Annotated in this window: 24 protein-coding genes; 8 read left to right on the forward strand and 16 right to left on the reverse strand. The window is 36.4% G+C overall.

Annotated features, from left to right (window positions below; genetic code table 11):
- Positions 1-7: 7 nt before the first annotated feature.
- Both ruvA and C3L23_RS04885 read right to left on the reverse strand, forming a co-directional pair.
- Entirely contained in the window at positions 8-544 is a 537-nt protein-coding gene (gene ruvA / locus C3L23_RS04880; protein ID WP_127680414.1) for a Holliday junction branch migration protein RuvA, read from the reverse strand.
- The gene (locus tag C3L23_RS04885) at positions 528-2,417 is read right to left on the reverse strand and encodes a flagellar assembly protein A (RefSeq protein ID WP_246831045.1); all 1,890 of its coding nucleotides are present in this window, start codon (positions 2,415-2,417) and stop codon (positions 528-530) included. Before C3L23_RS04885 ends, ruvA begins: the two co-directional genes overlap by 17 nt.
- Positions 2,418-2,438: 21 nt before the next feature.
- On the opposite strand from C3L23_RS04885, the gene murJ reads away from it, so the two are divergent.
- Positions 2,439-3,836, forward strand: a complete 1,398-nt coding sequence (murJ, locus tag C3L23_RS04890) for a murein biosynthesis integral membrane protein MurJ (RefSeq protein ID WP_127680418.1) — start codon at positions 2,439-2,441, stop codon at positions 3,834-3,836.
- A gap of 9 nt (positions 3,837-3,845) precedes the next feature.
- Entirely contained in the window at positions 3,846-5,240 is a 1,395-nt protein-coding gene (gene cysS / locus C3L23_RS04895; protein ID WP_127680420.1) for a cysteine--tRNA ligase, read from the forward strand.
- Here the strand turns inward: cysS and C3L23_RS04900 are convergent.
- The 3 genes from C3L23_RS04900 to C3L23_RS04910 are packed head-to-tail and all read right to left on the reverse strand — an operon-like array spanning position 5,237 to position 6,386.
- Positions 5,237-5,788 (reverse strand): DUF996 domain-containing protein, encoded by a 552-nt coding sequence (locus tag C3L23_RS04900; protein WP_127680422.1) that lies wholly within the window; start codon positions 5,786-5,788, stop codon positions 5,237-5,239. The genes cysS and C3L23_RS04900 overlap by 4 nt on opposite strands.
- A 23-nt stretch (positions 5,789-5,811) precedes the next feature.
- Positions 5,812-6,180, reverse strand: a complete 369-nt coding sequence (locus C3L23_RS04905; protein WP_127680424.1) for a hypothetical protein — start codon at positions 6,178-6,180, stop codon at positions 5,812-5,814.
- Positions 6,177-6,386 carry a hypothetical protein gene (locus C3L23_RS04910; protein WP_127680426.1) on the reverse strand — a complete coding sequence of 70 codons (210 nt, stop codon included), beginning with the start codon at positions 6,384-6,386 and terminating at the stop codon, positions 6,177-6,179. Before C3L23_RS04910 ends, C3L23_RS04905 begins: the two co-directional genes overlap by 4 nt.
- Positions 6,387-6,568: 182 nt before the next feature.
- Here C3L23_RS04910 and C3L23_RS04915 point away from each other — a divergent pair, with 182 nt between their 5' ends.
- The 4 genes from C3L23_RS04915 (at position 6,569) to pyrD (ending at position 10,632) form a co-directional block, all read left to right on the forward strand.
- Positions 6,569-7,018 carry an OmpA family protein gene (locus C3L23_RS04915; RefSeq protein WP_127680428.1) on the forward strand — a complete coding sequence of 150 codons (450 nt, stop codon included), beginning with the start codon at positions 6,569-6,571 and terminating at the stop codon, positions 7,016-7,018.
- Positions 7,019-7,195: 177 nt separating this feature from the next.
- Entirely contained in the window at positions 7,196-8,146 is a 951-nt protein-coding gene (locus tag C3L23_RS04920) for an OmpA family protein (RefSeq protein ID WP_127680430.1), read from the forward strand.
- 61 nt (positions 8,147-8,207) lie between these two features.
- Positions 8,208-9,482: a chloride channel protein gene (locus C3L23_RS04925; protein WP_127680432.1), complete on the forward strand. Its 1,275-nt coding sequence runs from the start codon at positions 8,208-8,210 to the stop codon at positions 9,480-9,482.
- Between the two features lie 64 nt (positions 9,483-9,546).
- On the forward strand, positions 9,547-10,632 hold the full coding sequence (pyrD, locus tag C3L23_RS04930; protein WP_127680434.1) for a dihydroorotate dehydrogenase (quinone): 1,086 nt from the start codon (positions 9,547-9,549) through the stop codon (positions 10,630-10,632).
- On the opposite strand, the gene C3L23_RS04935 is transcribed toward pyrD, so the two are convergent.
- On the reverse strand, positions 10,629-11,957 hold the full coding sequence (locus C3L23_RS04935) for an FAD-dependent oxidoreductase (protein ID WP_127680436.1): 1,329 nt from the start codon (positions 11,955-11,957) through the stop codon (positions 10,629-10,631). The genes pyrD and C3L23_RS04935 overlap by 4 nt on opposite strands.
- Positions 11,958-12,008: 51 nt before the next feature.
- Between C3L23_RS04935 and C3L23_RS04940 the strand changes: the two genes are divergently transcribed.
- Complete coding sequence (locus C3L23_RS04940; RefSeq protein ID WP_127680438.1) at positions 12,009-13,235, forward strand: pitrilysin family protein; 1,227 nt, start codon at positions 12,009-12,011, stop codon at positions 13,233-13,235.
- On the opposite strand, the gene C3L23_RS04945 is transcribed toward C3L23_RS04940, so the two are convergent.
- Genes C3L23_RS04945 through secA form a run of 8 tightly spaced genes read right to left on the reverse strand, consistent with a single transcriptional unit; the run spans position 13,221 to position 21,623 of the window.
- Positions 13,221-13,742 (reverse strand): isoprenylcysteine carboxylmethyltransferase family protein, encoded by a 522-nt coding sequence (locus C3L23_RS04945; protein ID WP_127680440.1) that lies wholly within the window; start codon positions 13,740-13,742, stop codon positions 13,221-13,223. The genes C3L23_RS04940 and C3L23_RS04945 overlap by 15 nt on opposite strands.
- The gene (locus C3L23_RS04950; protein ID WP_127680442.1) at positions 13,739-14,398 is read right to left on the reverse strand and encodes a YggS family pyridoxal phosphate-dependent enzyme; all 660 of its coding nucleotides are present in this window, start codon (positions 14,396-14,398) and stop codon (positions 13,739-13,741) included. Before C3L23_RS04950 ends, C3L23_RS04945 begins: the two co-directional genes overlap by 4 nt.
- 1 nt (position 14,399) lies before the next feature.
- Positions 14,400-15,443: an RIP metalloprotease RseP gene (gene rseP / locus C3L23_RS04955; protein ID WP_127680445.1), complete on the reverse strand. Its 1,044-nt coding sequence runs from the start codon at positions 15,441-15,443 to the stop codon at positions 14,400-14,402.
- Positions 15,436-16,032, reverse strand: a complete 597-nt coding sequence (gene pgsA / locus C3L23_RS04960) for a CDP-diacylglycerol--glycerol-3-phosphate 3-phosphatidyltransferase (protein WP_127680447.1) — start codon at positions 16,030-16,032, stop codon at positions 15,436-15,438. The genes rseP and pgsA overlap by 8 nt, the downstream gene beginning before the upstream one ends.
- Positions 16,032-16,811: an enoyl-ACP reductase gene (locus tag C3L23_RS04965; protein ID WP_127680449.1), complete on the reverse strand. Its 780-nt coding sequence runs from the start codon at positions 16,809-16,811 to the stop codon at positions 16,032-16,034. The genes pgsA and C3L23_RS04965 overlap by 1 nt, the downstream gene beginning before the upstream one ends.
- Before the next feature lie 9 nt (positions 16,812-16,820).
- Entirely contained in the window at positions 16,821-17,687 is an 867-nt protein-coding gene (gene dapA / locus C3L23_RS04970; protein WP_127680451.1) for a 4-hydroxy-tetrahydrodipicolinate synthase, read from the reverse strand.
- A 53-nt stretch (positions 17,688-17,740) separates the two neighbouring features.
- Positions 17,741-18,934: an ABC transporter permease gene (locus C3L23_RS04975; protein ID WP_127680453.1), complete on the reverse strand. Its 1,194-nt coding sequence runs from the start codon at positions 18,932-18,934 to the stop codon at positions 17,741-17,743.
- 37 nt (positions 18,935-18,971) lie between these two features.
- Complete coding sequence (gene secA / locus C3L23_RS04980; protein WP_127680455.1) at positions 18,972-21,623, reverse strand: preprotein translocase subunit SecA; 2,652 nt, start codon at positions 21,621-21,623, stop codon at positions 18,972-18,974.
- 66 nt (positions 21,624-21,689) lie between these two features.
- On the opposite strand from secA, the gene lolA reads away from it, so the two are divergent.
- Positions 21,690-22,187 (forward strand): LolA-like outer membrane lipoprotein chaperone, encoded by a 498-nt coding sequence (gene lolA / locus C3L23_RS04985; RefSeq protein WP_127680457.1) that lies wholly within the window; start codon positions 21,690-21,692, stop codon positions 22,185-22,187.
- Here lolA and C3L23_RS04990 read toward each other — a convergent pair.
- Both C3L23_RS04990 and htpX read right to left on the reverse strand, forming a co-directional pair.
- Positions 22,184-22,951 (reverse strand): inositol monophosphatase family protein, encoded by a 768-nt coding sequence (locus C3L23_RS04990; RefSeq protein WP_210402399.1) that lies wholly within the window; start codon positions 22,949-22,951, stop codon positions 22,184-22,186. The genes lolA and C3L23_RS04990 overlap by 4 nt on opposite strands.
- 21 nt (positions 22,952-22,972) lie before the next feature.
- A complete protein-coding gene (gene htpX / locus C3L23_RS04995) occupies positions 22,973-23,851 on the reverse strand; it encodes a protease HtpX (RefSeq protein WP_127680461.1) in 879 nt (292 codons plus the stop codon).
- Positions 23,852-23,896 lie beyond the last annotated feature (45 nt).

The following is a 23,896-nucleotide window of genomic DNA, read 5'->3' on the forward strand; positions in this document are numbered from 1 at the left end:
CTTCTCCTTATTTACTTAATCTTTTCAGTGCTTCTTTTATTATTTCTTCAAGTGTGCCGTCAAGTCCGTTTAAGGCTTTTAAAACATCGTTTTTATTAAATCCGAGGCTTTCAAGGGCGTTAAGAGCCTGATTTAATACCGGATTTTGAATTTCAATATCAAAATCCCCCATTTCCATTAATATTCTTTTAGCACTTTTAGGCCCTATTCCCGGAACTTTTTTTAAAGCGTTTATATCCTGTTTTGAAATTATATCCATAAATGTTTCCGGAGTATAGGTAGAGCATATTGCAAGAGCCACTTTAGGCCCTACTCCGTTTAATTTTATAAGACTGTCAAATAATTTTTTTTCGTTTTTATCCGTGAAACCGTAAAGCGTATATTCATTTTCGGAAATTTTTTCCGTTATGTAAAAAAGCCCTTCTTCGTTTACGGAAGAAAAAGTAAGCATACTGACGTTAAGTTCATATATTACTCCGTTTACATCAAGCAGTATTTTACCTTCGTTTTTTTCAAATACTTTTCCCCTAAGAGCCGCAATCATTGTCATCAACCTTTATTTTTACTATTTTATACGTATCTCCGTAATCTTTTAATTTAAACCCGCAAACCCCTTCGCTGCCTTTGGTATCGTATCTAAGCTTAACGGGAGGCTCCACCATATCAAATTCTATTCTGTTAAATGCGCTCCAGGGAGAACATGAAATAATTTTGGCGTTAAATATCGCCGTCTGATAGTTCTGAAGTGTTTCGTGAAGCTCTTGAAGATCTTTTTGAAGCAGTAAAATTTCATTTTTAAGTTCAAGCGTTTTATCTTTAAATTCATTATATTCTTTTATTTTCTTTAAAATTACTGCGGAAGTCTTTACGCCTTTTGCTTTGTTTTCCTTGTAGGTTTTCATATATTTTTCTATTGTCGGCTTGTTTTTTAACAGAACTTCTTTTCTTTTATTGTATTCTTTTGTTTTAATTTCCAGGTTTCTTTTCACTTCCTCTATCATTTTTTCAAGTTTATCCGCATCGGCATTAAGGCCTAAAACTTCCAAAGGAGAAATTATCAGTCTGTTTTCACTGCCTTTGAGTTTGTTTATTTTTATCTGTTTCAGAGCATAAACCTCTACGTGGGAGCCCATTATTTCAAATTCTACTTCTTCGGCTACTATTTTACCTCCTATAGCCTGTTTTATTTTTACTTTTTTCCCTTTTACAATGCCGCTTTCAAGTCTGTTGATTTCAATTTCTTTACCTTCAACGTATCCTTTATGTATATTTATAAAAGCTTTATCGGCGTAAATTTTTGCTTTTTGGTGAGTCTGTCCTTCTATGGTCAGCTCTTTTGCGTTTATTTTAGCAGCTTTTCCTACGTTTCCTCGGACTATAAGAATAGTCGTTTCAACCGTCATATTGTCTGCAATCGCTTCTTTTAACGCATCGCTTTCTTTTACGTCGAGTTTAACGTTTGAATCTTTAGCACCGCTGACGTTACCCGTTTGAAGATTTATCTGGGCTATTTCCATTTCGTCTTTTATAGTGTAAGAATCTCCGTCTTTGTATATATATCCGTCTTTAAGGGCGATATATAAGATTTTTTTATCGTCTTCTTCTTTTTTTATCTCTTCGGGGTTAAACGTAATATTAGGAATTTCAAATTCCCTCACTTCCGGTATTTTAATTATTTTACCCCTGCAGTCCCTTCCGTTTCTTCCCTGCATCGGTTTAATGATTTCAATAAGCACATCTCCTGTTTTAACAGGGAAAATAAGTTCGTTTTTTATACTTTCTTTCTTTTTAAGATAATGATATATCACTTTGCCTTCAATATTTTCAACAGGATCAATCCCCTGACACAGTTCGATCTCTTCTTCCTGTTCCAACTGGCCCAAAACACGTATTTTAGCGACAACCTTTTCTATGTCCTGATTCATTTTGTCGTCAAACAGTTCAATAAGCATGGAGTTTTTGATTTTCTTTTTATTCAGTTCGGTTTTTAACCTTTCCTGAAGATCCGGCTTATAAATTAAAAGGGATTCAGGTTTTACAATATAAACGGCATGTGTCATAAATCTGTTGATTTTCACTTCTCCGATCAGTTCAAAGTCATCGCTGAATTCGGCTCTTTTTATTTCAATCTCATATACCTGTTTTATTTCATTTTCTTCATTAATTAAAAAATCTTCCATATGGACGAGTTCCCTGCTCTGATCGTCAAGCTCTACAAACTCACTGTTGCTTCCGATTTTTATATATGTTGTAAAATCAAGTATGTCAAAATCCAGAGAAGAAAGCGGAATGTTGTTGCTTGCAGATATTTTAAGCAAAGCTTCGTTAACGTTTTCCGTTCTTACAACATACGGCAGAACTTCCTTTTTTACCGCTTTTTCTTCCTTTTTCAAAAAATCAAATATACCCAATCTCATCCTTTTGGTAAAATACGTTTTATGTTTAAAAATATAATCGTTAATTTTATAGGAATCTTTAATTCAAGAATCCTAGGCTTTATCCGTGATTTGTTAAGTGCTTCCATTCTAGGCGCAAATATCTATTCGGATATTTTTTTCGTGGCTTTTAAATTTCCAAACCTATTCAGACGGATTTTTGCCGAAGGCGCCTTTACACAAAGCTTTCTGCCAAGCTATGCCGCTTCTAAAAACAAACCGAAATTCGCATGGCTCGTTTTTAAAAAATTATTTATAATTATACTGATTTTATCGCTCTTTGTCACATTCTTCTCAAATATCGTAACAGACGTGCTGGCATACGGCTTTTCGCCCGAAGCAAAAAAACTGGCCTCTCCTCTTGTAGCGTTAAACTTCTGGTATCTGGATTTAATATTTATTGTCACGTTTCTTGCAAGTCTTCTGCAGTATAAGAAACATTTTGCAACAACGGCCTTTTCGACGGCACTGCTGAATATATCTATAATCATATCGCTTCTGCTTTCGATGAATCTGCCAAAAGAACAGATTATCTGGTATATGAGTTTCGGCGTAATAGCGGGAGGTTTTGCACAGGTTATCGCACATGTGATCGCAGCAAAAAAATACAGAATACTAAAACTTCTGTACATAGGAGCCAAAAGCAGAAAAAAACAGGATATTAAGCAGTTCAAAAAACATTTTCTGCCCTCAGTGCTAGGCAATTCAACCGCTCAGTTAAGTTCGTTTATCGATACGTGGCTTGCAACGTTTTTAACCGCAGGAAGCATAAGTTATTTATACTACGCAAACAGACTTTTTCAGCTGCCGTTTGCACTTTTTGCAATTGCCGTTTCAACGGTTCTGTTTCCTAAAATAACAAAAGAGCTTAACGAGGGAAAAGAAAAAAGCGCTTTTTCTTCAATGAAAAAAACATTCTGGATTCTGTTTTATCTGCTTATTGCGGCTTCAATAGTCGCTATAACTGACTCGAAAGAAATAATAAAACTCCTGTTCGAACACGGGGCGTTTACAGAAAAAAACGCCGAAATAACCTCTGTAGTTCTTATCATGTATATGCTGGGACTGATTCCATACGGTCTGAACAAACTCTTTTCGAGCTATCTGTACGCAACGCACAGACACATAAAAGCCGCTAAAATCTCCGCATATTCGCTCATAGTAAACATCATACTTTCAATTATACTGCTTTACCCTCTTAAAGTATACGGACTGGCACTTGCAAGCAGTATAAGCGGTATGGTTTTATTCGTACTGACTCTAAAAGAGTTCGGATTTAATAAATTTTTGGAGTTTTTTGAAAAAAAATATCTTTTTTATATGGTTTTGGTTATATTAAGTAGTATAATTATCGCTATAGTTTTTAGAATAACAATATTATGGATATTAGCACATATTTAAAGGAGCAGTATGACAATATACGATTCACATCTTAAACAAAAAGTCGAATTTAAACCTATTAAAGAAGGGGAAGCAAGGATTTACGTATGCGGTCCTACGGTATATGACGACGCGCATTTGGGGCATGCGAGAAGCTCTATAAGTTTTGATCTGTTAAGAAGGACGCTTAAAGCACTGGGATATAAAGTTACGTTTGTTAAAAACTTTACCGACATAGACGACAAAATAATAAATAAAATGAATAAAACCAGACAGTCTCTTAAAGAAATTACCGAATTTTATATAAATTCCTATTTAAGAGACATGGAAGCCATGAATGTACAAAGGGCGGATATAGAACCCAAAGCCACGGAATCTCTTGAAGCTATGTTTGATCTGATAGGACATCTGCTGGACAAAGGCTATGCTTATCAGCTTCCAAACGGCGATATCTATTTTGACGTCAGCAAAGACCCAGAATACTGCAAACTATCAAATAAATGCCAGGAAGATGAGGTAATGCACAGAGTTGACACCGAAGGTAAAAGAAATGCGGCCGATTTTGCCCTCTGGAAAGCATGCAAAGGCGAAGGCGACGTATGTTTCGATTCACCTTTCGGAAGCGGAAGACCCGGATGGCATATAGAATGCAGCGCAATGATTAAAAAACATATCGCATACAGCGGAGAATATGAAATAGACATACACGGCGGAGGGGCTGATCTGTTTTTCCCTCACCATGAAAACGAAGAGGCTCAGACACGCTGCGCATACGGAGAACATCTGGCAAAATACTGGATGCATAACGGATTCGTCCAGATTAACGGCGAAAAAATGAGTAAATCTCTTGGCAACAGCTTTTTCGTAAAAGACGCCCTTAAACACTATCCCGGAGAAGTTTTAAGATTTTATCTTATGAGCACGCACTACAGAGCTCCTCTGAATTTCAGCGAAGAAGACCTGATTGCCAGCAAAAAAAGGCTCGATAAACTTTACAGACTGAAAAAAAGAATTTACGGACTTAATAAAAAGCAGCAAGACGCCGAGTTTGAATCCAAACTTCTTGAAGCCATGAGTGACGATTTAAACATCTCAAAAGCTCTTGCGGTTGTAGATGAATTCGTTAAAGAAGCAAACGAAAACCTTGACAAAAACCCTAAAGACAAGGCTTTAAAACAGAAAATTTTAAGCAATATAGAATTTATCGACGCTCTTTTGGGAGTCGGCGGCAGTGATGCTTACGAATATTTCCAGGCCGGAATAGATGAAGAGACTAAATCTAAAATCAACGAACTTATTTCTAAAAGAGCCGAAGCTAAAAAAGAAAAAAATTTCGAACTTGCCGATAAGATAAGAGACGAATTAAATTCAATGGGTATTCAGATACAGGACACGCCAAACGGCACTGTATGGGAGAAAGTTTAATCTTTCTCTATCAGTTTCACATCTTCAATAATTTCAGCGTCTATTATTTCCTCAATAGTAAAAAATCCAAGCATTATCAAAAGCCATCCGAGAGTCCAGACGATAAGTCCGATGAAAAAAATATTCAATACGGCTCCGGCCACCAAAAACAATCCCCCTGTTTTCAGCAGTTTATTGTTAAACAACTCTCCTAAGAGGTAAAAACTTTTTTTAAAATATACCGCACTGATTATCTGCAAAACGTAATAAACGCTAAAATAGATAATGATTGATAGAGTTATCGGAATAATCGGGTTTGACGACAGCAATGAAAGTATCATGCTAGTTATTACGGCGACAAGTTTAAAATAAAACAGCATGGAAGACACAAACGCGAGTATTGAAGCAATAAGAAAATAATTAAATATTTTTTCGTTTTCTTTTGAATACAGATTTAAAGAAATTCCCAGAAAAATCAATCCAAGTATGGTAAAAAGTATCGATACAGCCGGAATAAAGCTCATACATAAAAATGCGCTTCCGAGAATACCGTATATTTTGGCGTTCAAATTAATCCTTTTTTTAAATTGTTTTAAATTAATTTAATTTTTTTTATTTTTTTATAAATTTCATTATTTGTATAAAACGGCAAAGAATTAGTCTGTAAAATTGACGATTTTAATAAAATTATATCATCTATATCCGGATAATCAATTTTTAACTTCGCAAATGTTAAAGCTTCTTTTTTTTCAAAAGGTAAAATTTCCATATTTCGTTTAATAAATTCTTTAATAATATATAAATTGTGATTAACATTATGCGTTTTGTAAATTTCTGCAATTAATAAAGAATAATCAAAAATTGTTATATATAACTGTTCGGCAAGTGTAAACTTTGAAACAACCTTGTCTTTACCAATTAAAAAATCAAGCACAACCGCAGCATCAACTATCATTTTCATAATAAAGCCTTTATTTTTTTTACATCGTTTTTATCAATTTTGCCTAAAAATTTCAGAAAGTCTTTATTATGAAATTTTTTTAAATTTGTATAAGTTTTTACTGCATTTTCTACAATATGAACTTTTGTAGTTTCATATTCTTTTGCAAGCTCTTCAATCAATACAGCAACGTCTTCATTCATTCTGAAAGTTATTAGTTTTTTCATTTATCCTCCTTATGTAACTACGAAATATTAAACTATAATTTATTTTTTGTAAATATTTTAAATATTTTAAAATTGCCTAAAATAAAGGAAAAAATGTGTTTTTTTTTAAAAATTTTTTATTTTATATTAAGACAGCTTTCATAAAAATATAATTGCATTCCAAAATTTATTAAGGAGTGTTTATGAAAAAATTACTTACATCTCTATTTGCTGCTGGATTGTTGTTTGCAGCAAACACGACACATGAGAAACCACATTCAAAAATAAAAACACATCATACTGCTCATCACAAATATGAAACATATAATTTCAATATCTCTTTTAAAGCGGGAAGTGTTACTCTTCAGAAAAAATATTTACCTAAAATCAAATCTTTCGCAGCTTATTTAAAAAAACATCCAAAATATAAAGCTATTATTATCGGTTATACCGATAATAAAGGAAATAAAAAATATAACCTTAAATTATCTGAAAAAAGAGCAGAAGCAGTATATAAAGAACTGATTAAATTCGGAGTAAACAAAAAAAGATTAAGCTACAAAGGTGAAGGAGGAGCACATCCTGTTGCTTCAAACAAAACTGCAAAAGGAAGAATGAAAAACAGAAGAGTTATTGCAGTTATTATAAAATAACTCTTTCTATTATTACATATAATATACTAAATTATATATTTTGTAAATACAGGAAATTCTTAATTTTACCCTCAAAAACGTTACTTCATTTATTTTTTATAAAAAATTTTTCTTTTTCAGACTATTTTTTACAAAAGTTCCATAATTTCATTCCAAAAAAAATTAAAGGAGTTTATTATGAAAAAAACATTTATCGGACTATCGATTGCGGCATCACTTCTTGCTGCAGGAAATTATCAGATAGGAATGGCCGGCGGACGCACCCATGTAAACAAATCACAAGCCATAGACAATTATGATTTTCTAAATTTCAGATTCGGAGCACTGCTGCATAAATACGATGCGTTAAGACTTGAATTTGAAAAAAGCGGAAAAGTTTTAAACGGTGCGAGTTTGAAAAGGGCACTGCTTAATTATGAATATGATTTCAAACCCGAATCAAAACTGTCCCCTTACTATTTTATAGGTGCCGGTTACCAGTGGGTAAGAGGAGATTATAAAAACGCCCTCGTCGCGGATATGGGACTTGGCCTGAAATACAAAATAACAGACCAGTTTAATGTTTTTTCGGAATTTAGAGGACTGAGGGACTACAGAAACATAAACAACCATTACAGCGGAATATTTGGATTTGCCTATAATTTCGGCGGCAACACACAGACGCCGGTGCAGGAACCTCAGGAAACCGTAAAAACCAAACCGGCAGACAGCGACCATGACGGAGTTCCGGATTACCTTGACAAATGCCCGAACACTCCGGCAGGTGTAAAAGTAGATAAAAACGGATGCCCTGTAAGTTTCAATTTTAATATAGAATTTGATACCAACAGCGCGGTAATTAAACTTGAATATATGCCTGCAATTAAAAAATTTGCAGAATTTTTAAAACAAAATTCGGCTTATAAAGCAAAGATTCAGGGATATACCGACAATACGGGAAGCAGAGTTTATAATATAGTGCTTTCCCAAAAAAGAGCAAAAGCAGTATATGACGCATTAATAAAATTTGGAATAGACAAAAACAGACTTTCATGGGAAGGATTCGGTCCGGCTGATCCTATCGCATCAAACGACACTCCAAAAGGAAGGGCTGAAAATAGAAGAGTTGTAGCAAAACTCTCTTTTTAACCAAGGCTTTTCCAGCCTTTTTTTAAAATAGGTATAATTATAAAAACCAAACGGAGAAGCCATGATAAAAAATTTTCTGATAAGTTCCGTTCTGACGGGAATCGTTACTGGTATAATGATAGTAATATACTCTTTTTTGACGAAATATCTTTCATATATCCTTTTTTTCGGAGATCCGGTACAGAGTATAATGTATCTTCCCGTATGGCATATATACCTTGTACCTTTTGTTTCAATCCTGATAATCAATTATATGATAAGAAAAAACGAAAAAGTACGGGAATACGGCGTAGCGGAAATTGCAAAAGCGGTTGAAGAAAACAAAATAACATATACGCTCAAAGACCTTTTTTGTAAAATATTCGCTTCGTCCCTTTCAATAGCAAGCGGCTTTGCAGTCGGAAACGAAGGACCTTCCGCCGCCATAGGAGCGATGATAGCGCAAAAATTCCACACTATGCTCAATCTTCCTAAAAATCTTCTTAAAGTTTCATTAAGCATAGGGGCCAGCAGCGGTATAGCGGCAGTTTTTGTATCTCCCATCACAGGCATAATGTTTGCCATAGAAAATGTGGCCTACGAATTTGTTAAAAACTTCGCGGGTTATCTTATTCTTGCCGGGGTTATCGCTTTCAGCGTATCATGGTATTTTATGGAACCGCTGATTTTTAATTATTCCACAGGAAAATTCATCGAATACAGATATGTTTTTGCAACACTGCTTTTTATTCCCGTAATTACGTTTTTTATATATTTTTATCTTTCTTTGAAAGATATAGTTTTAAAATTTTTAAGAGAAAAACTTCCCAACTCCGGTAAAAATATCGTTATGGCCGTAATCGGAAGCCTGATAATAGGCACAATTCTTATAATCTCCCCGTATGCGGCTTTCAGCGGACATGAAGTTGTAAAAACCCTTATAAACGATACAGGGCATTTTCCGTTATATATGATATTTATTTTAATAGTTCTGCGGATAATTGCGACAAGCGTATCTTTATATGCAAACGCGGTGGGAGGGGTGTTTATAGCGCTTATGAGTATCGGGGCGCTTGTCGGATACGGATTCGGGGAATCTGTGACATATTTCGGATTTAAAGTCGAACCGTTTTATTTTGCGGCGATAGGCGCAGCCGTATTTATGGGTGTAAATATGAAACTTCCTTTAACAGCGGTCGTGCTCGCCCTGGAAACAACATACGATTACAATGTAATAATACCTACAGGCATAAGCGTTGTAATTGTGACATATCTTACCACACTGAAATTTGACCTTAAAAAACTTAATTTTATGACATATAATAAAAAACAGTCCAATTTTTCTTCCGAAACTTAAAAGAGACGGTTTTTTCATCTTTTTTCTTTCTTTTTAAGTATAATTTTAAGAAAAAAGGTCTCTTATGAGTTTTTTTGATATGATAAAACCCCTGATTTACAAAACGGATCCGGAACTTGCACATGATCTGGTGGATATGGCTTTCAGAACCGCAAGAAGATGTCCTCTTTTTTTTAATCCTCTTGTTAAAGCGAATTTTGTTGACGATCCAATGCTTAATCAGAAAATCTGGAACCTGGAATTTAAAAACCCCGTAGGTGTAGCCGCGGGATTTGACAAACACGCAACAATGGTATACGGCTGGCCTGCTTTAGGCTTCGGCTGGGGAGAAATAGGAGCCGTAACTCCCAAACCGCAACCGGGAAACGAAAAACCGAGAGCATGGAGACATATCGATTATGAAGCAGTTCAAAACGCTTACGGTTTTAACAATGAAGGTGTTCAGGTAATCAAAAAAAGACTTAAAAAAATATATCCGTATATCCTTCCCATAGGGGCCAATATAGGTAAAAACAAAACGACTCCGGAAGATAAAGCTGTAGAAGATTATAAAATACTCGTAAAAGAATTAAACGACGTAGTGGACTTTTTTGTAGTAAACATTTCCTCTCCGAACACTCCTGGTTTAAGAGACCTCCTGAATGCAGAATTTATATCAAATCTGTTCGGGGAGCTCAAAAGCCTCACTCAAAAACCTGTTTTGATTAAATTTTCTCCGGATATGGAAGACGAACTGATTATAAATCTTGCAAACTATTCCGTTTTAGCGGGAGCAGACGGGATAATAGTCACGAATACGACTGTAAATTACGATTTGGTCGGAAGTGAAATAAAAAGAGGCGGAATTTCCGGAAAACCTCTGGCTCAAAGAAGCTACGAAGTTCTTAGAATTGTGGCCGGCGAAGTATTCGGACAAGTGCCTATTATAAGTGTAGGAGGCATAGACAGCGCCGAAGAAGCATATAAAAGAATAAAAGCCGGAGCTTCTCTTCTACAGGTTTACACAGCCATAATTTACAAAGGTCCCGGAATCGTAGGAGAAATCAACAGAGGATTAATAGAACTTCTGAAAAAAGACGGTTTTTCTCATATAAGTGAAGCAATAGGAATAGAAATTCCTAAAAAACTTGAGAACAAATCCAAAGCCTAAAACTCCTTAAGAGCTTCCGCGGCCGTAGCCGAAACCGGATAAAAAGTCGGAGGAGGAGTCAGTATAGGGTGTGTGCCTATCTGCATAGTATATAAGTCCGTCGCCGTTGCGTTTTTTTGTATTGCAAGGCTTAATATATTTATTAATTCCGCACTGTTCAACCCTCCGCTTATCTGAGCACCTAAAAGATATAAATCTTTTTTTGAAAAAATAAGTTTTAATTTTACGTCAGTCGAATGTGAAAATTTAGGCGGATGTGTAGACGGTGTCGAGGTTTTTGCCGCAATTATTTCAAATCCCTGTTTTTTAGCCATTTTTTCAGTAATACCGACTGCTGCGAACATTCTTCCTTCGATAACGGTGGAATAGATGTTTAGCGCGTCTTTATTATGTCTGATGATTCTCAGATTATACAGATTCGCTGCGGCTATCCTTGCATCAAACGCAGCGGTGGACGCAAGCATTAAAGGAGTTGGATTAGAGGTAAAGAACTCTTTATGCTCTACACAGTCTCCAACGGCGTATACGTCCTTATCAACCCTGAAATAATCGTCCGCCTGTATAAAACCTTTTTCATTTAAAGGAAGAATGTTTTTAAACATTTCGGTATTGGGCTTAAATCCAGTAGCGACAATAGTAAGATCGCTTTTAATTTCAACGTTATCCAGATAAATGTGTTTATCCGTTATTTTTGTAACTTTTGAATTTAAAACTATATTTACTTTTTTGCTTAAAAGCTCTTTTACTTCCGAAGAGTAGTCATCGTCAAAAGAATTCGGAAGAAGCGAATCCATTGCTTCAATCAGCGTTACGTTTTTATTTTTACTCAGTTCATCCGCAATTTCAAGACCTATAAACCCTCCTCCTATAATTGTGATGTTTTCGGCGTCTTTTGTTTTTGAAACAAGCTTTTTTAAATAATCGTATTCTTTTTTTATAAAATAAGCGTTTTCAATCCCTTCAATAGGCGGAATAAGAGGTGTGGAGCCGGTGGCTATTATCAGCTTTTCGTATTTCAGGCGTTTTTTCTGCTCTGTTTTGTCAATATCCGCATCTTTACTTAACATAACAATCTTACTGTTAATATTTACGCCTTCGACACTGCCTTTTATTAGTTCGACTCCGAATTTTTTCAGTTTTTTTTCAAGATGCATTAAATCATCGTCTATTTCGTATGTGTTAAATATATAAGGTATCCCGCAAGGTATAAGTTTTTTTGGATTTCTTTCTATAAGGGCCACTTTTTTCGCCGGATAAAACCTTTTGGCGTTAACCGCCGCCACAAACCCGGAAACGCCGCCGCCTATTACCAAAATATCATACATTCTTTATCCTTAATAATTTTTATGATATGATAACACAAAAAAAGGCGTTCAATGCTTCATAAATTCTATACGCATAAACTGAAAAACGGCTTAGATGTAATAGCGATTCCTGTGAATAAAGGCTCCAACGTAATTACAAGCAATATTTTTTATAAAGTCGGAAGCAGAAACGAAATAATGGGCAAAAGCGGAATAGCCCATATGCTCGAACACATGAATTTTAAATCCACAAAAAACCTTGCTGAGGGCGATTTCGATAAAATAGTAAAAAGCCTGGGCGGAGTTGACAACGCATCAACCGGGTTTGACTATACACACTATTACATAAAAACTTCCAGCACTTATCTTGATAAAACGTTTGAGCTTTTCAGTGAAGTTATGGAAAATTTAAATCTTAACGACGACGAATTTCAGCGCGAGAGAAAAGTAGTTTATGAAGAAAGACTCTGGAGAACGGATAACAACCCAATCGGGTATCTCTATTTCAGACTGTTTAACAACACATATCTTTACCATCCTTATCACTGGACGCCTATAGGATTTAAAGACGATATTTTAAACTGGACAATAAACGATATCAGAGATTTCCACAAAACCTACTATCAGCCTAAAAACGCGTTTTTGCTCGTAGCCGGAGATATTGAACCTCAAAAGGTATTCAACGCAGCGGAAAAATATTTCTCACATATTAAAAACCGTAAAAAAATCCCGCATGTGCATATGAAAGAGCCGGAACTTGACGGAGACAGGCATATAACCGTTAAAAGAGACACCGAGGTCGACATAGTAGCAATCGCTTACAGAATTCCGGATTTCAGACATAAAGACCAGTTTGCCCTGAGCGCCTACAGTGAAATATTAAGCGGAGGCAAAAGCGGAACTTTAAGAGAAAAACTTATTAATAAAAAAGCGTTAGTCAGTGAAGTATACGCATACAATATGGAACTGATCGATCCGGGAGTGTTTTTGGCTCTTGCGATATGCAATCCGGGTGTCAGTCCGGACACAGTAGAAAAAGAACTTAAAAAAGAGATACTAAACACTAAAATAACCAAAAAAGCGCTGAACAAAGTAAAAAATCAGACAAAAATGGATTTTTTAACTCAGCTTGAAAGCTCCAGCGGGGTCAGCAATATTTACGGAGATTATTTCGCAAAAGGAGACATAACGCCTCTTTTGGAATATGAAGAGAAAATAAACTCCCTGACTCCTGAAAAAGTAGAAGAAATTAAAAAATATTTTGATAAAAGCGTAACCGTTAAACTAATCAAAAAATAGCTTTTTAAAACACTCCTTTGTTTTTGGAAACAGGGGTGTTTTTTCTTTATATTTAAGATAATCGTCTCCGAATTTTATATATGCTTCTTTTTCTTCAAGGGTAATAACCATTATAAATATAAAAAAAGCTTCAAGTGGAGCGATAAAAAATATAAAACTCGGAAGCCCTAAAAAAAGAGCCACTCCCAACGGCAGCAGCATAAGTCCGAATAGCATGGGATGACGTGTGCATTCGTATATACCCGAAGTCACAAGTCTGTTCGTTTCAAGTCTCGGTATATCACCGTCTCTCCCTTTTCTTTTAAGCTCCCTGCCTCCTACCGCTGCGGCGTGGAAAGCAAGTTTCAGTGCAAAAAAGCCTAATATTAAAGTTATAAAATGAAAATAAGGATTAAAAAGAAGAGATTTAAAATACTTTAAATCCAAATAAAGAGAAAGAGCAATACCTCCGAATATTAAAATAATCCAGATTATAATCCTGATTACTACGGATGCCGTTGTTTTCATAGATATGAGTTCAGTAAAGCGCTTCCGACCCTTATCATATTAGAGCCCTCTTCTATCGCTATTTCGAAATCCCCGCTCATACCCATAGAGCATATCTTCGCTCCGTAAGGTTTAAGCTGTTCAAATATTTTATATGTCAGTCTGAAACTCTTTCTTATTTCTTCTTCGTCATCGACATGTGCGCCTATCGTCATTACACCCTGAAGGTTAATATTAGGAAGATTTTCTTTTATTTTCAGATACGTCTCAACAGCAAGTTCCGGCTGTAAGCCGTGTTTTGTAGGCTCTTTTGCCGAGTTTATCTCAAGAAGGCATCTTACAGGTTTATCCGTTCTTTTATTAATTGCTTCGGCTAGTTCATAAGAGTTGATTGACTGGATCATAAAAGGATTTAATTTTAAAAGTTTATTGATTTTATTCTTTTGCAGATTGCCGATAAAATGCCACTCGATAGGCAGATCGCTAAGGGCGTTTACTTTATCTTCCATATCCTGTACCCTGTTTTCCCCAAAAGCCCTCTGCCCTTCGTTATAAAGTTTTCTTAGAGGCTCCGTATCTTTTGTATATTTCGTAACGGCTACAATCTGGACTATAAGATGTTCGCTTCTTCTAAGCCTTGCTTCTTCAACTCTTTGAATTAATTCGTCTAATGTCATTTTATCCTCCTATTAACCTGTGAAGGTCGTTGTAAACACCGATAAGCATTAAAGAGCCGAGTATTATCCAGCCACCTATTGTCAGCTTGACCATTATCTCTTCGCTCACTTCTCTTCTGAAAACAGCCTCATACAGATTGAACATTATATGCCCTCCGTCAAGAGCCGGTATCGGCAGAAGGTTTAGCACCCCTAAGTTTACACTGAGAAGCGCTGCAAGAAGCAATAACGGCTGCCACCCGTAACTTGCTACTTTTGCGGTAATATCCACTATTCCTATAGGACCGCTTAACGTATTAAGCCCTACCGCACCGGTAATAAGTTTTTGAACGCCTTTTACTATTAGCGTTGAATCGCTTACGAATTTATCCCACGCCACTTTAAACGCTTCCAAAACTCCGTAATGCACCTTTATAATATCTCCGCTCGGAACGATTCCCACTATTTTTCTTTTTACTTCTTCGTTAAAAACGTTTTTAGCCGTTTCTACTTTCGGTTTAAGTGTAATATTAAAAATCCTGCCGTTTCTTAGAATTTCCATATGCAATACGGAATATTTTTGCACCAAAGGCGATATATCATCCCATGAACGTATTTTTACTCCGTTTATTTCAATAATTTTATCGCCTTTTTTCAGCACTTTTGCGGCAGGCGTATTCGGAATTGTCTGACCGACTACCGGAGCGAGTTTCGTCCATCCCGTAAACGCAATAAACAGATAAATCAAAAAAGCCAGTAGAAAATTAAATCCTGGACCTCCCAGAAGTATCAGAATTCTCTGCCAGGGAGATTTTGCGTTATACGAATCCGGATCGTCGCTTTTTACATACGGATTTGAGTCGTCCTGTCCTTTCATCTGGACATACCCTCCTAAAGGCACGGCGCTTAGACACCACTCGGTTTCTCCGAATTTCTTACAGACAAGTTTTTTTCCAAAACCGATTGAAAAAACCTCTACTTTGACACCGACAAGTTTTGCCATTAAAAAATGTCCGAATTCATGGAAAAAAATTAAAAAAGAAAGTATTATTATCGCACTAATCATTTTGAGCTTTCACATAAACTTTAATATAATCGTATCCGCTGTAAAGAGTCAGAACAACCGCAATCCATAAAAGACAGTTTGCACAGGGCCAGTTCATAAGCAAAAACCCTATAGCCCCCATTTGAGAAACAGTTTTTACTTTCCCCGCCATAGACGCTTTTACGCTTAATCCTTCCTGAGCCATTGAAATTCTAAGAGCTGTAATAAAAAACTCTCTGACTAAGATAAGATATATCGCCCAGGCGTTTGCCCTGTGTAAAAACAAAAGACCTAAAAACGCCCCTAAGATAAGCATTTTATCGGCCAAAGGATCCAAAATTTCTCCGAGTTTGCTGCTTGCGTCAAAATTTCTTGCAATAAAACCGTCAAAAAAGTCGGTAATACTTGCTATTACAAATATTAAAGCCGCAAAATAGTCCATCCAGCTCGGATGAATACCTGCAAACATATCTCTGTCCACCAAAAACAGATACATCAAAAACGCCAGTAAAACTCTTATAAAAGCCAATATATTAGGAACGTTTTTTAATCTCTTTTTCCAAAGTTCGTATCTGTACAGTTTGATACCGTCATCAGTAATTATTGACATTAACCGATCTTTCCTCCGAATGTAGTTCCGCCGTCAACAACAACAGTCTGGCCAGTTATCCAGCTGGCTTCATCCGTACATAAAAAGTATGTTATTCCGGCCAAATCTTCCGGTACACCCATTCTGTTAAGAGGGCTTCTTTTTTCAACTTCGGCTTTTACTTCTTCATAATTAGGAAACGCTTTAAGGGCATCCGTATCAATAGGACCTCCGCTTACGGCATTGACCCTGATTCCCCATTCTCCAAGCTCAGCAGCCGCATATTTAACCATTGTCTCAACAGCTGCTTTAGAACTTCCGTGGCCTGCATAATTAGGAGTATAAACAAGATTCCCGGTAGAACTTAGAGAAATTATGCTTCCGCCTCCTACTTTTTGCATTCTTTTAGCCGCTTCCTGAGCCCCTACTACAAAAGCGTTGACAGTTGCGGTAAATATATTGCATATTCCCTTCGGTTTTAGTCTCATAAAAGGTCCGAACCCTCCTACAACCGCTCTTCCGCTGATAATCGCGTTCGAAACGAAAAAGTCGACTCTGTCAAAATTCTCGTCAATCTGTTTGAATAAATCTTTATATGTTTCAGGTTCCAAAATATTAAGTTTATACGCTTTGGCTTTAATTCCGTATTTTTCCTGCCACTCTTTTGCAAGATTTTCTGCTATTTCCTGGTTTGAATTATAAGTGAATGCTATATTAACGCCCTCTTTTGCAAATCTTTCGGCTATCGCTTTGCCTATACCTCTCGTTGCCCCGCTTATTACTAACGTTTTACCCTTCATTAAAATCCTTTAAATATATTTTTTTAAAACTTCTTTTATTTTCGCCTTGTTTTCATCACTCGGTTCACAAAGCGGCAGCCTGTATTCCAGACTAGGAATCAGTCCGGCTTCATACATTGCGTATTTAATCGGTATCGGATTGCTTTCCACAAAAAGAACTTTGTTAATATCATACAGTTCTTCGTTGATAGCCCTGCTTGTATCAAAATCACCTTTTAAAGAGCTGTGTATAAGTTCGGCAATTCTGTTAGGAAGAAGATTTGAAGTCACCGAAATACAGCCTTTTCCTCCGGTAGCCATTATCGGATAGTTTATTGCGTCATCTCCGCTTATTACGGCTATATCGCTGTTTGCACATAGAGCAACCACGTTTTCTATACTTCCCGTAGCTTCTTTAATGGCAATAATATTCTCAACATCGTTAAAAAGTTTTATTGCTGTTTCCACATTTATATTGCTGCAGGTTCTTCCCGGCACGTTATATAAAACAACAGGAATTTTAATTGCGTTTGCAAGAGCTTTATAGTGTTCGTAAAGTCCTCTTTGAGTAGGCTTGTTATAATACGGAGATACGCTGAGTACCGCATCCGCGCCTTTCGCTTCGGCAAATTTAGCCAAATCTATACTTTCATGGGTAGAATTGCTTCCGGCCCCGGCTAAAACTTTAGTATTCGTTCCTCTACAAATCTCTACGGCTATTTCAATACATCTTTTATGCTCGTCATGAGTCAGTGTAGCACTCTCTCCCGTAGTTCCAACCGGAACAACCCAGTCAATACCGTTGTCAATCTGCCTTTGTATAAGTGAGGCATATGTTTCTTCGTCAACTTTTCCGTTTTTAAACGGAGTAATAAGAGCGGTCATTGCGCCTTGCATAAAACGTCCTTTTTTACGAAATTATAGCATAATATATAAATTGGAATGGAAAATTATTCATATCTTAAAGTTTCAAGCACATCGGTTTTACCGGCTTTAACGGCAGGATATATGCTTGATAGTATTACAATCACAAACGCACCCAATATTATAAGTCCGAAATCAACCGGGCTCAAATCTATAGGCAGTCTGCTGACGCCGTAAACGTCAGCCGGAAGCTTGATAATATCAAACGTTTTAAGAATCCAGATACCTATACCGCCTATTATTGCGCCGAATGTAATTCCCATCAGACCTATAAGTGTTCCGAGTTTCAGAAAAATAGATTTAATTTCCCTGTTGCTGGCACCAAGGCTTAGCATAAGGGCAATCTCTTTTCTTTTACTCATTATCATCATAAGAAGGGAGCTTATTATATTTAAAGCCGCTACGATTATAATAAGCATAAGCACCAGAAAAAGAGCTCTTTTTTCCATTTTTAAAGCTGCAAAAAAGTTTCCGTTCTGCTGCCACCAGCCTATTACTCCGACTCCCGGAGGCACGGCCTTTTTTATTTTTTCTATATCCTTAAACGGATTAGGACTCCATATATGTATCCCGCTGTAATAATTTTGGTGAAGAATTCTTTTAAGCCCGTTTATATTCATATACGCTATGCCTTTATCGTATGCGATAAGTCCGCTTTTGAAGTAAGATACGACTTTGACCTTTTTAAGTATAGGTGAAATTCCAAAACCCAGAGGCGTCATTTTAGAAAAAATCATAATAACTTTTTCGCCTTTAACTATTCCAAGGTCGCCAAAAAGCCTGCTTCCGACTACTACGTCAAAAAGTCCCGGTTTTTTAATGTCTTTTATGGCGTTTTTAAAAATATAGTTGATTCCGGCTTCTTTTTTAAAATCTACACCGTAAAGCATAACACCGTATAAAGAGCTTTTCTGAATAACGGCGCTGCTTTCGATATATGGCGAGTATTTGAAATTAGGGAATTTTTTTTCAAGTCTGTGAAGAAGAGTGTCGTCAACGTTTACCAAAGAAGAATATACGGTAATGGGATAATTCATAACTTTAAGTTTTTTTTCAAACTCTTTATCCATACCGTTCATTATCCCCATCGCAATCATAAGCGTTGCTACACCGGTCATAATGCCTAAAAAGGCAAGAATAAAGCTGATATATATAAACGGATGTTTTCTGTCAAAACGGAGGTATCTTTTAATTATAAAATTAACGAATTTTTTATTCAACCTGTTCTGCCTTTACGTCCGTTTTAATTTTTCATCATTAAAATTTAGGACTTTTACCGCAGCAGTCTTTATATTTTTTACCGCTGCCGCAAGGACACGGATCGTTTCTTTTTACTCTTTTTTTCTGCTGTTTCGCTTCAAATTCAGCCTTTAAAGCTTCTGTCTGGCTTTCAAGCTGTTTCATAATCTCGTCCATATCGGCCTGTTCCATCTCTTCCGGAATTTCAGGGATGTTTTTAAGTATTTCGTCAATATTTTTACCCTTAATGGCATCCATAAACTCCGCAATGTCAGGATCTATTTCCGGCTGCTGATATTCAATCTGAAGATTATGGAGAACTTTCATACTTTCCACTTTAACTCTTTGAATAAGTTCCTGGAACAGATTAAAGCTTTCTTTTTTGTATTCAACAAGAGGGTCTTTTTGGTTGTAACCCCTTAGTCCTATACCGGTTTTCAGGATATCCATCATATACAGATGGTCTCTCCAGCTCTCATCAAGAACCTGAAGCATAACCTGTCTTTGAATTCTGTTCTTGTCCTCATCACTGGCTTCTGCAAATTTTTTCTCATATTCTTCTTTTAATCTGTTTACCAGATACTCTTTAAGAGTTTCATAGTCTTTGCCGCTCAGCTCTTCTTTTGTAAATTCTATTCCGGTGTATTCTTTCAGATGTGCAATTAAATTATCATAATCAAAATCTTCTTCAAGAGAATGAGGAAAAATCTCAGCTTCAGATAAAATATATTCAACAAACTCTTCTCTTATTTCCTCTATTTTTTTATCTATATCAAACTCTGGATCTAAAAGCTGATCACGGAAAGCATAAATAACTTTTCTCTGCTCATTCGCAACGTCGTCGTATTTAAGAATATGTTTTCTGGCTTCAAAATGCATTGTTTCAACTTTTTTCTGTGCGTTTTCAATAGCACGCGAAACAATCTTACTGTCAATATGCTCGCCTCTGTCTATTCCGAGCCTGTCCATAATATTCTTAATTCTTTCGCTTCCGAATATTCTTAGAAGATCGTCTTCCAAAGAAAGATAGAACTGGCTCTCACCCGGATCTCCCTGACGACCCGAACGTCCTCTTAACTGATTGTCAATCCTTCTACTCTCATGTCTTTCTGTACCGATAATGTAAAGACCGCCGAGTTCTCTTACTTCATCATCGATTTTAATATCGACACCCCTACCGGCCATATTCGTAGCAACGGTAACAGCGCCTTTTTTACCTGCTTCCGCAATAATCTGCGCCTCTTTTTCGTGATTTTTCGCATTAAGCACCGTATGAGGGATTTTTTCTTTTTTAAGAAGACGGCTTAAATATTCACTTTTTTCCACGCTTGTAGTACCGACAAGCACCGGCTGGCCTTTTTTGTGCAGTTCTTTTATTTTTTTAACGACCGCTTCGAATTTTTCTTCTTCTGTTTTATAAACAAGGTCGTTTTTATCGGCTCTGATTACAGGTTTGTTCGTAGGGATAGATATAACTTCAAGACCGTAAATTTCAATAAATTCGGTCGCTTCGGTCTGAGCCGTACCGGTCATACCAGCAAGTTTTTTATAAAGTCTGAAATAGTTCTGATAAGTGGTTTCCGCAAAAGTCTGTGATTCTTCCTGAATTTCCACGCCTTCTTTGGCTTCTAATGCCTGGTGGAGCCCTTCGCTGAATCTTCTTCCTTCCGCAATTCTTCCCGTAAACTCGTCAACTATTAAAACTTCGCCTTTTCTTACGATATAATCTTTTCCTTCCTGGAACAGATAGTTCGCTTTAAGAGCCTGATCCAAATGATGTGCAAGTATTGCGTTTTCAGGAGTATAAAGGTTGTCAACCTCAAAAAGCTCTTCAGCCCTTCTTATACCTTCTTCCGTTAAAAGAACGACTTTGTCTTTTTCATCCACTTTAAAATGTTTGTCTTTTTCAAGCTGTTTTGCAACTTTATCTGCTCTTACATAATCTTCAACCCTTTTATTAGCCGGACCTGAAATAATAAGAGGCGTTCTTGCTTCATCAATTAAAATAGAATCGACTTCATCGACGATTGCATAATAATGCCCTCTTTGAACTTTGTCGTTAATATCAAATGTCATATTGTCTCTAAGATAATCAAAACCGAATTCGGAATTCGTTCCGTATGTTACGTCACACTGATATGCCTGTTTTCTTTCATAATCTTCCATACCGCCCACTACGCATCCTGTAGTAAAGCCGAAAAATTCATAAAGTCTGCCCATATCGTTGGCGTCACGCTGTGCAAGGTAATCGTTTACAGTTACAACATGTACGCCTTTGCCAAGCACCGCATTTAATACAACAGGCAGCGTAGCAACGAGTGTTTTACCCTCACCCGTTTTCATTTCCGCTATTTTGCCTTCGTGTAAAACCATACCACCTACAAGCTGTACGTCGAAATGTCTCATTCCGAGAACTCGCTTTCCGGCTTCTCTGACCATTGCAAAAACGTCGTTTAAATATTTATTGAGCGTCTCCTGCTCATCGGCTCCGTTTTTTACTTCTTCCAAAATCTGATTTTTAATTTTTTCAAATTCGTTCTTAATTTCATCATCGCTCATTTTTTCATATTTTTCTTCTAAAGCGTTTATTTCTTTTACTCTTGCGAAATATTTTTTGAGCTCTCTGTCGTTTTTTGTTCCAAAAATTTTTCTAAATACGTGTTTAACCATAAAAAAAGCCTTTGCAAAGTTTTTTGTTATAATAACATAAATTAATTTAAGAATGGAGATTCATAATTGAGAATTATATTAATTAATATAGCGTTAATTTTAAACCTGTTTGCTTTAAAACTTCCTCATTATTTTTCTGCGGATTTTACGCAAAAAATACAGCAGGACAACCATACATTAATATACAAAGGAAAAATCTATACCGATTCAAAAAACGTATTCTGGCAGTATACCTACCCGAACGAAAAAAAAATCTGGATTAACGACAGGGTGTATATCTATGAACCGGATCTTATGCAGGTAACGATTTCCAAAAAACCGAAATTCAATCTATTCAATGCTCTTAAAAACGCCAAAAAAATCAAAAACAACGAATATGTTGCGGAAGTTCAAAACAAAAAAGTATATTTTAAATATGGAAAAACTTTAGAAAAAGCCTGGTACACCGATGATGTAGGAAATAAAGTGGAAATTTTATTTTCAAACCAGTCGGAAAAGAAAATCGCCCCTTCCGTATTTATACCCACATATCCGAAAGATATAGACGTTATATATCAGGATTAAAGAAGACTTAGAAGATCTTCATGTATCAGGTCGTTTGTAGCGACTATGCATTTATCGTTAAACATATCAAATTCCCCGCCTCTGTCGTTTGTAACTTTGCCTCCGGCTTCGTTCACTATTAATATCCCGGCGCTTACGTCCCACGGTTTGAGATTTATTTCATAAAACCCTTCATATTTACCTTCCGCCACATAGCATAGATCCAGCGCGGCGCTTCCGAGTCTTCTTATGTCCTGACATTTCGGAAGAACGTTATGAAGCCTATTTATTACAAGATCGAGATCTTCCGTATTGTCTGCGCTTGAATACGGAAATCCCGTTCCGATTAAAGCTCTTTGAAAATAATCGTTTTTACTGACATTTATTTTCTTACCGTTTTTATAAGCGCCCTCGCCCGCAACAGCCGTATAAAATTCATTAAGCACAGGATTGTATACAAAAGCGAATTTCGGTTTTTTGTTTTCATAAACCCCGACACTTATGGCACAGTGAGGTATCTGATGCGCGAAATTGGTAGTACCGTCAATCGGATCGATTATTATGGAATTTCCAAACTTGTCTTTAACGGATTCTTCCGCAATAATAGAATAATCAAATTTTTTAAACTCTTCTTTTAAAAACTCTTCGATTTTCACGTCGTATTCAGTTACTAAATCTTTTTTGCCTTTAAGGGTGATTTCCTTGGAGGAGTAAAACCCCTCTTTGAAAATCTCCCCGGCTTTAATTATTATTGATTTTATTTCTTCAAATTCTTTAATTCTCAATTCTGCATTCTCCATTCTCAATTATATGTTGTATCCCATCTCTCTTGCAACCTGTTTAATGTTTTCAAGTCTTTTTTCAATAGGCGGATGCGAACTGAAAAGATCCAAAAATCCAACTATTCCGAATGCTTTCATATCTTTAGGAAGTGCAACCTGCTCTTTTGGAATCTGTCCGAGTTTTGCAAGAGCGTAATATATCCCTTCCGGTCCGTCGAGTCTTACGGCTCCAGCATCCGCTTTATATTCCCTGTATCTGCTGAACCACATCGCAAGCATTGTCGCAAATATACTCAAAAGCATCTCAAGCGCAAAACTTATAGCCATATATGCAAAAGGATTTTCATTTCCTTCTTCGTCTTTAGGCGAAATAATACTCGCAATCAAACGCGATACGAAAAACACAAATGTATTTAAAACACCCTGTAAAAGCGTCATTGTTATCATATCGCCGTGTTTGATATGGCTGATTTCGTGTGCAAGCACACCTTCTATTTCTTTTGTATCCATTAAATCAAAAAGACTTGTAGAAACCGCTACAAGCGCATCGTTTCTGTTCCATCCTGTGGCAAACGCGTTAGGAGGCCCGTCAAATATACCTACTTCCGGCATCCCAATACCGGCTTCTTTAGCAAGCTTGGCCACCGTGTTTACAAGCCACGCTTCGGCATCATTGCTCGGAGTTTCTATTACCCTGACTCCCGCACTCATTTTTGCCATCCATTTAGATAAAAACAGCGAAATCAAAGCGCCGCTGAATCCCACTATAAAAGACAAAATCAAAAGTCCGCTGATAGTTCCCTGATCCAGTCTGACACCGAAAAACGCCTCAATTAAAAATATAGTTAAATAAATCGATGCCATTACCGCTACGTTCATTAAAATAAGCATAATTATTGCCATACTTTATTCTCCTTTACTCAAGTTTTTTTAGTATTATAACTAAAA

The sequence above is a fragment of the Nautilia sp. PV-1 genome (assembly GCF_004006315.1).
Taxonomy (GTDB): domain Bacteria; phylum Campylobacterota; class Campylobacteria; order Campylobacterales; family Nautiliaceae; genus Nautilia; species Nautilia profundicola_A.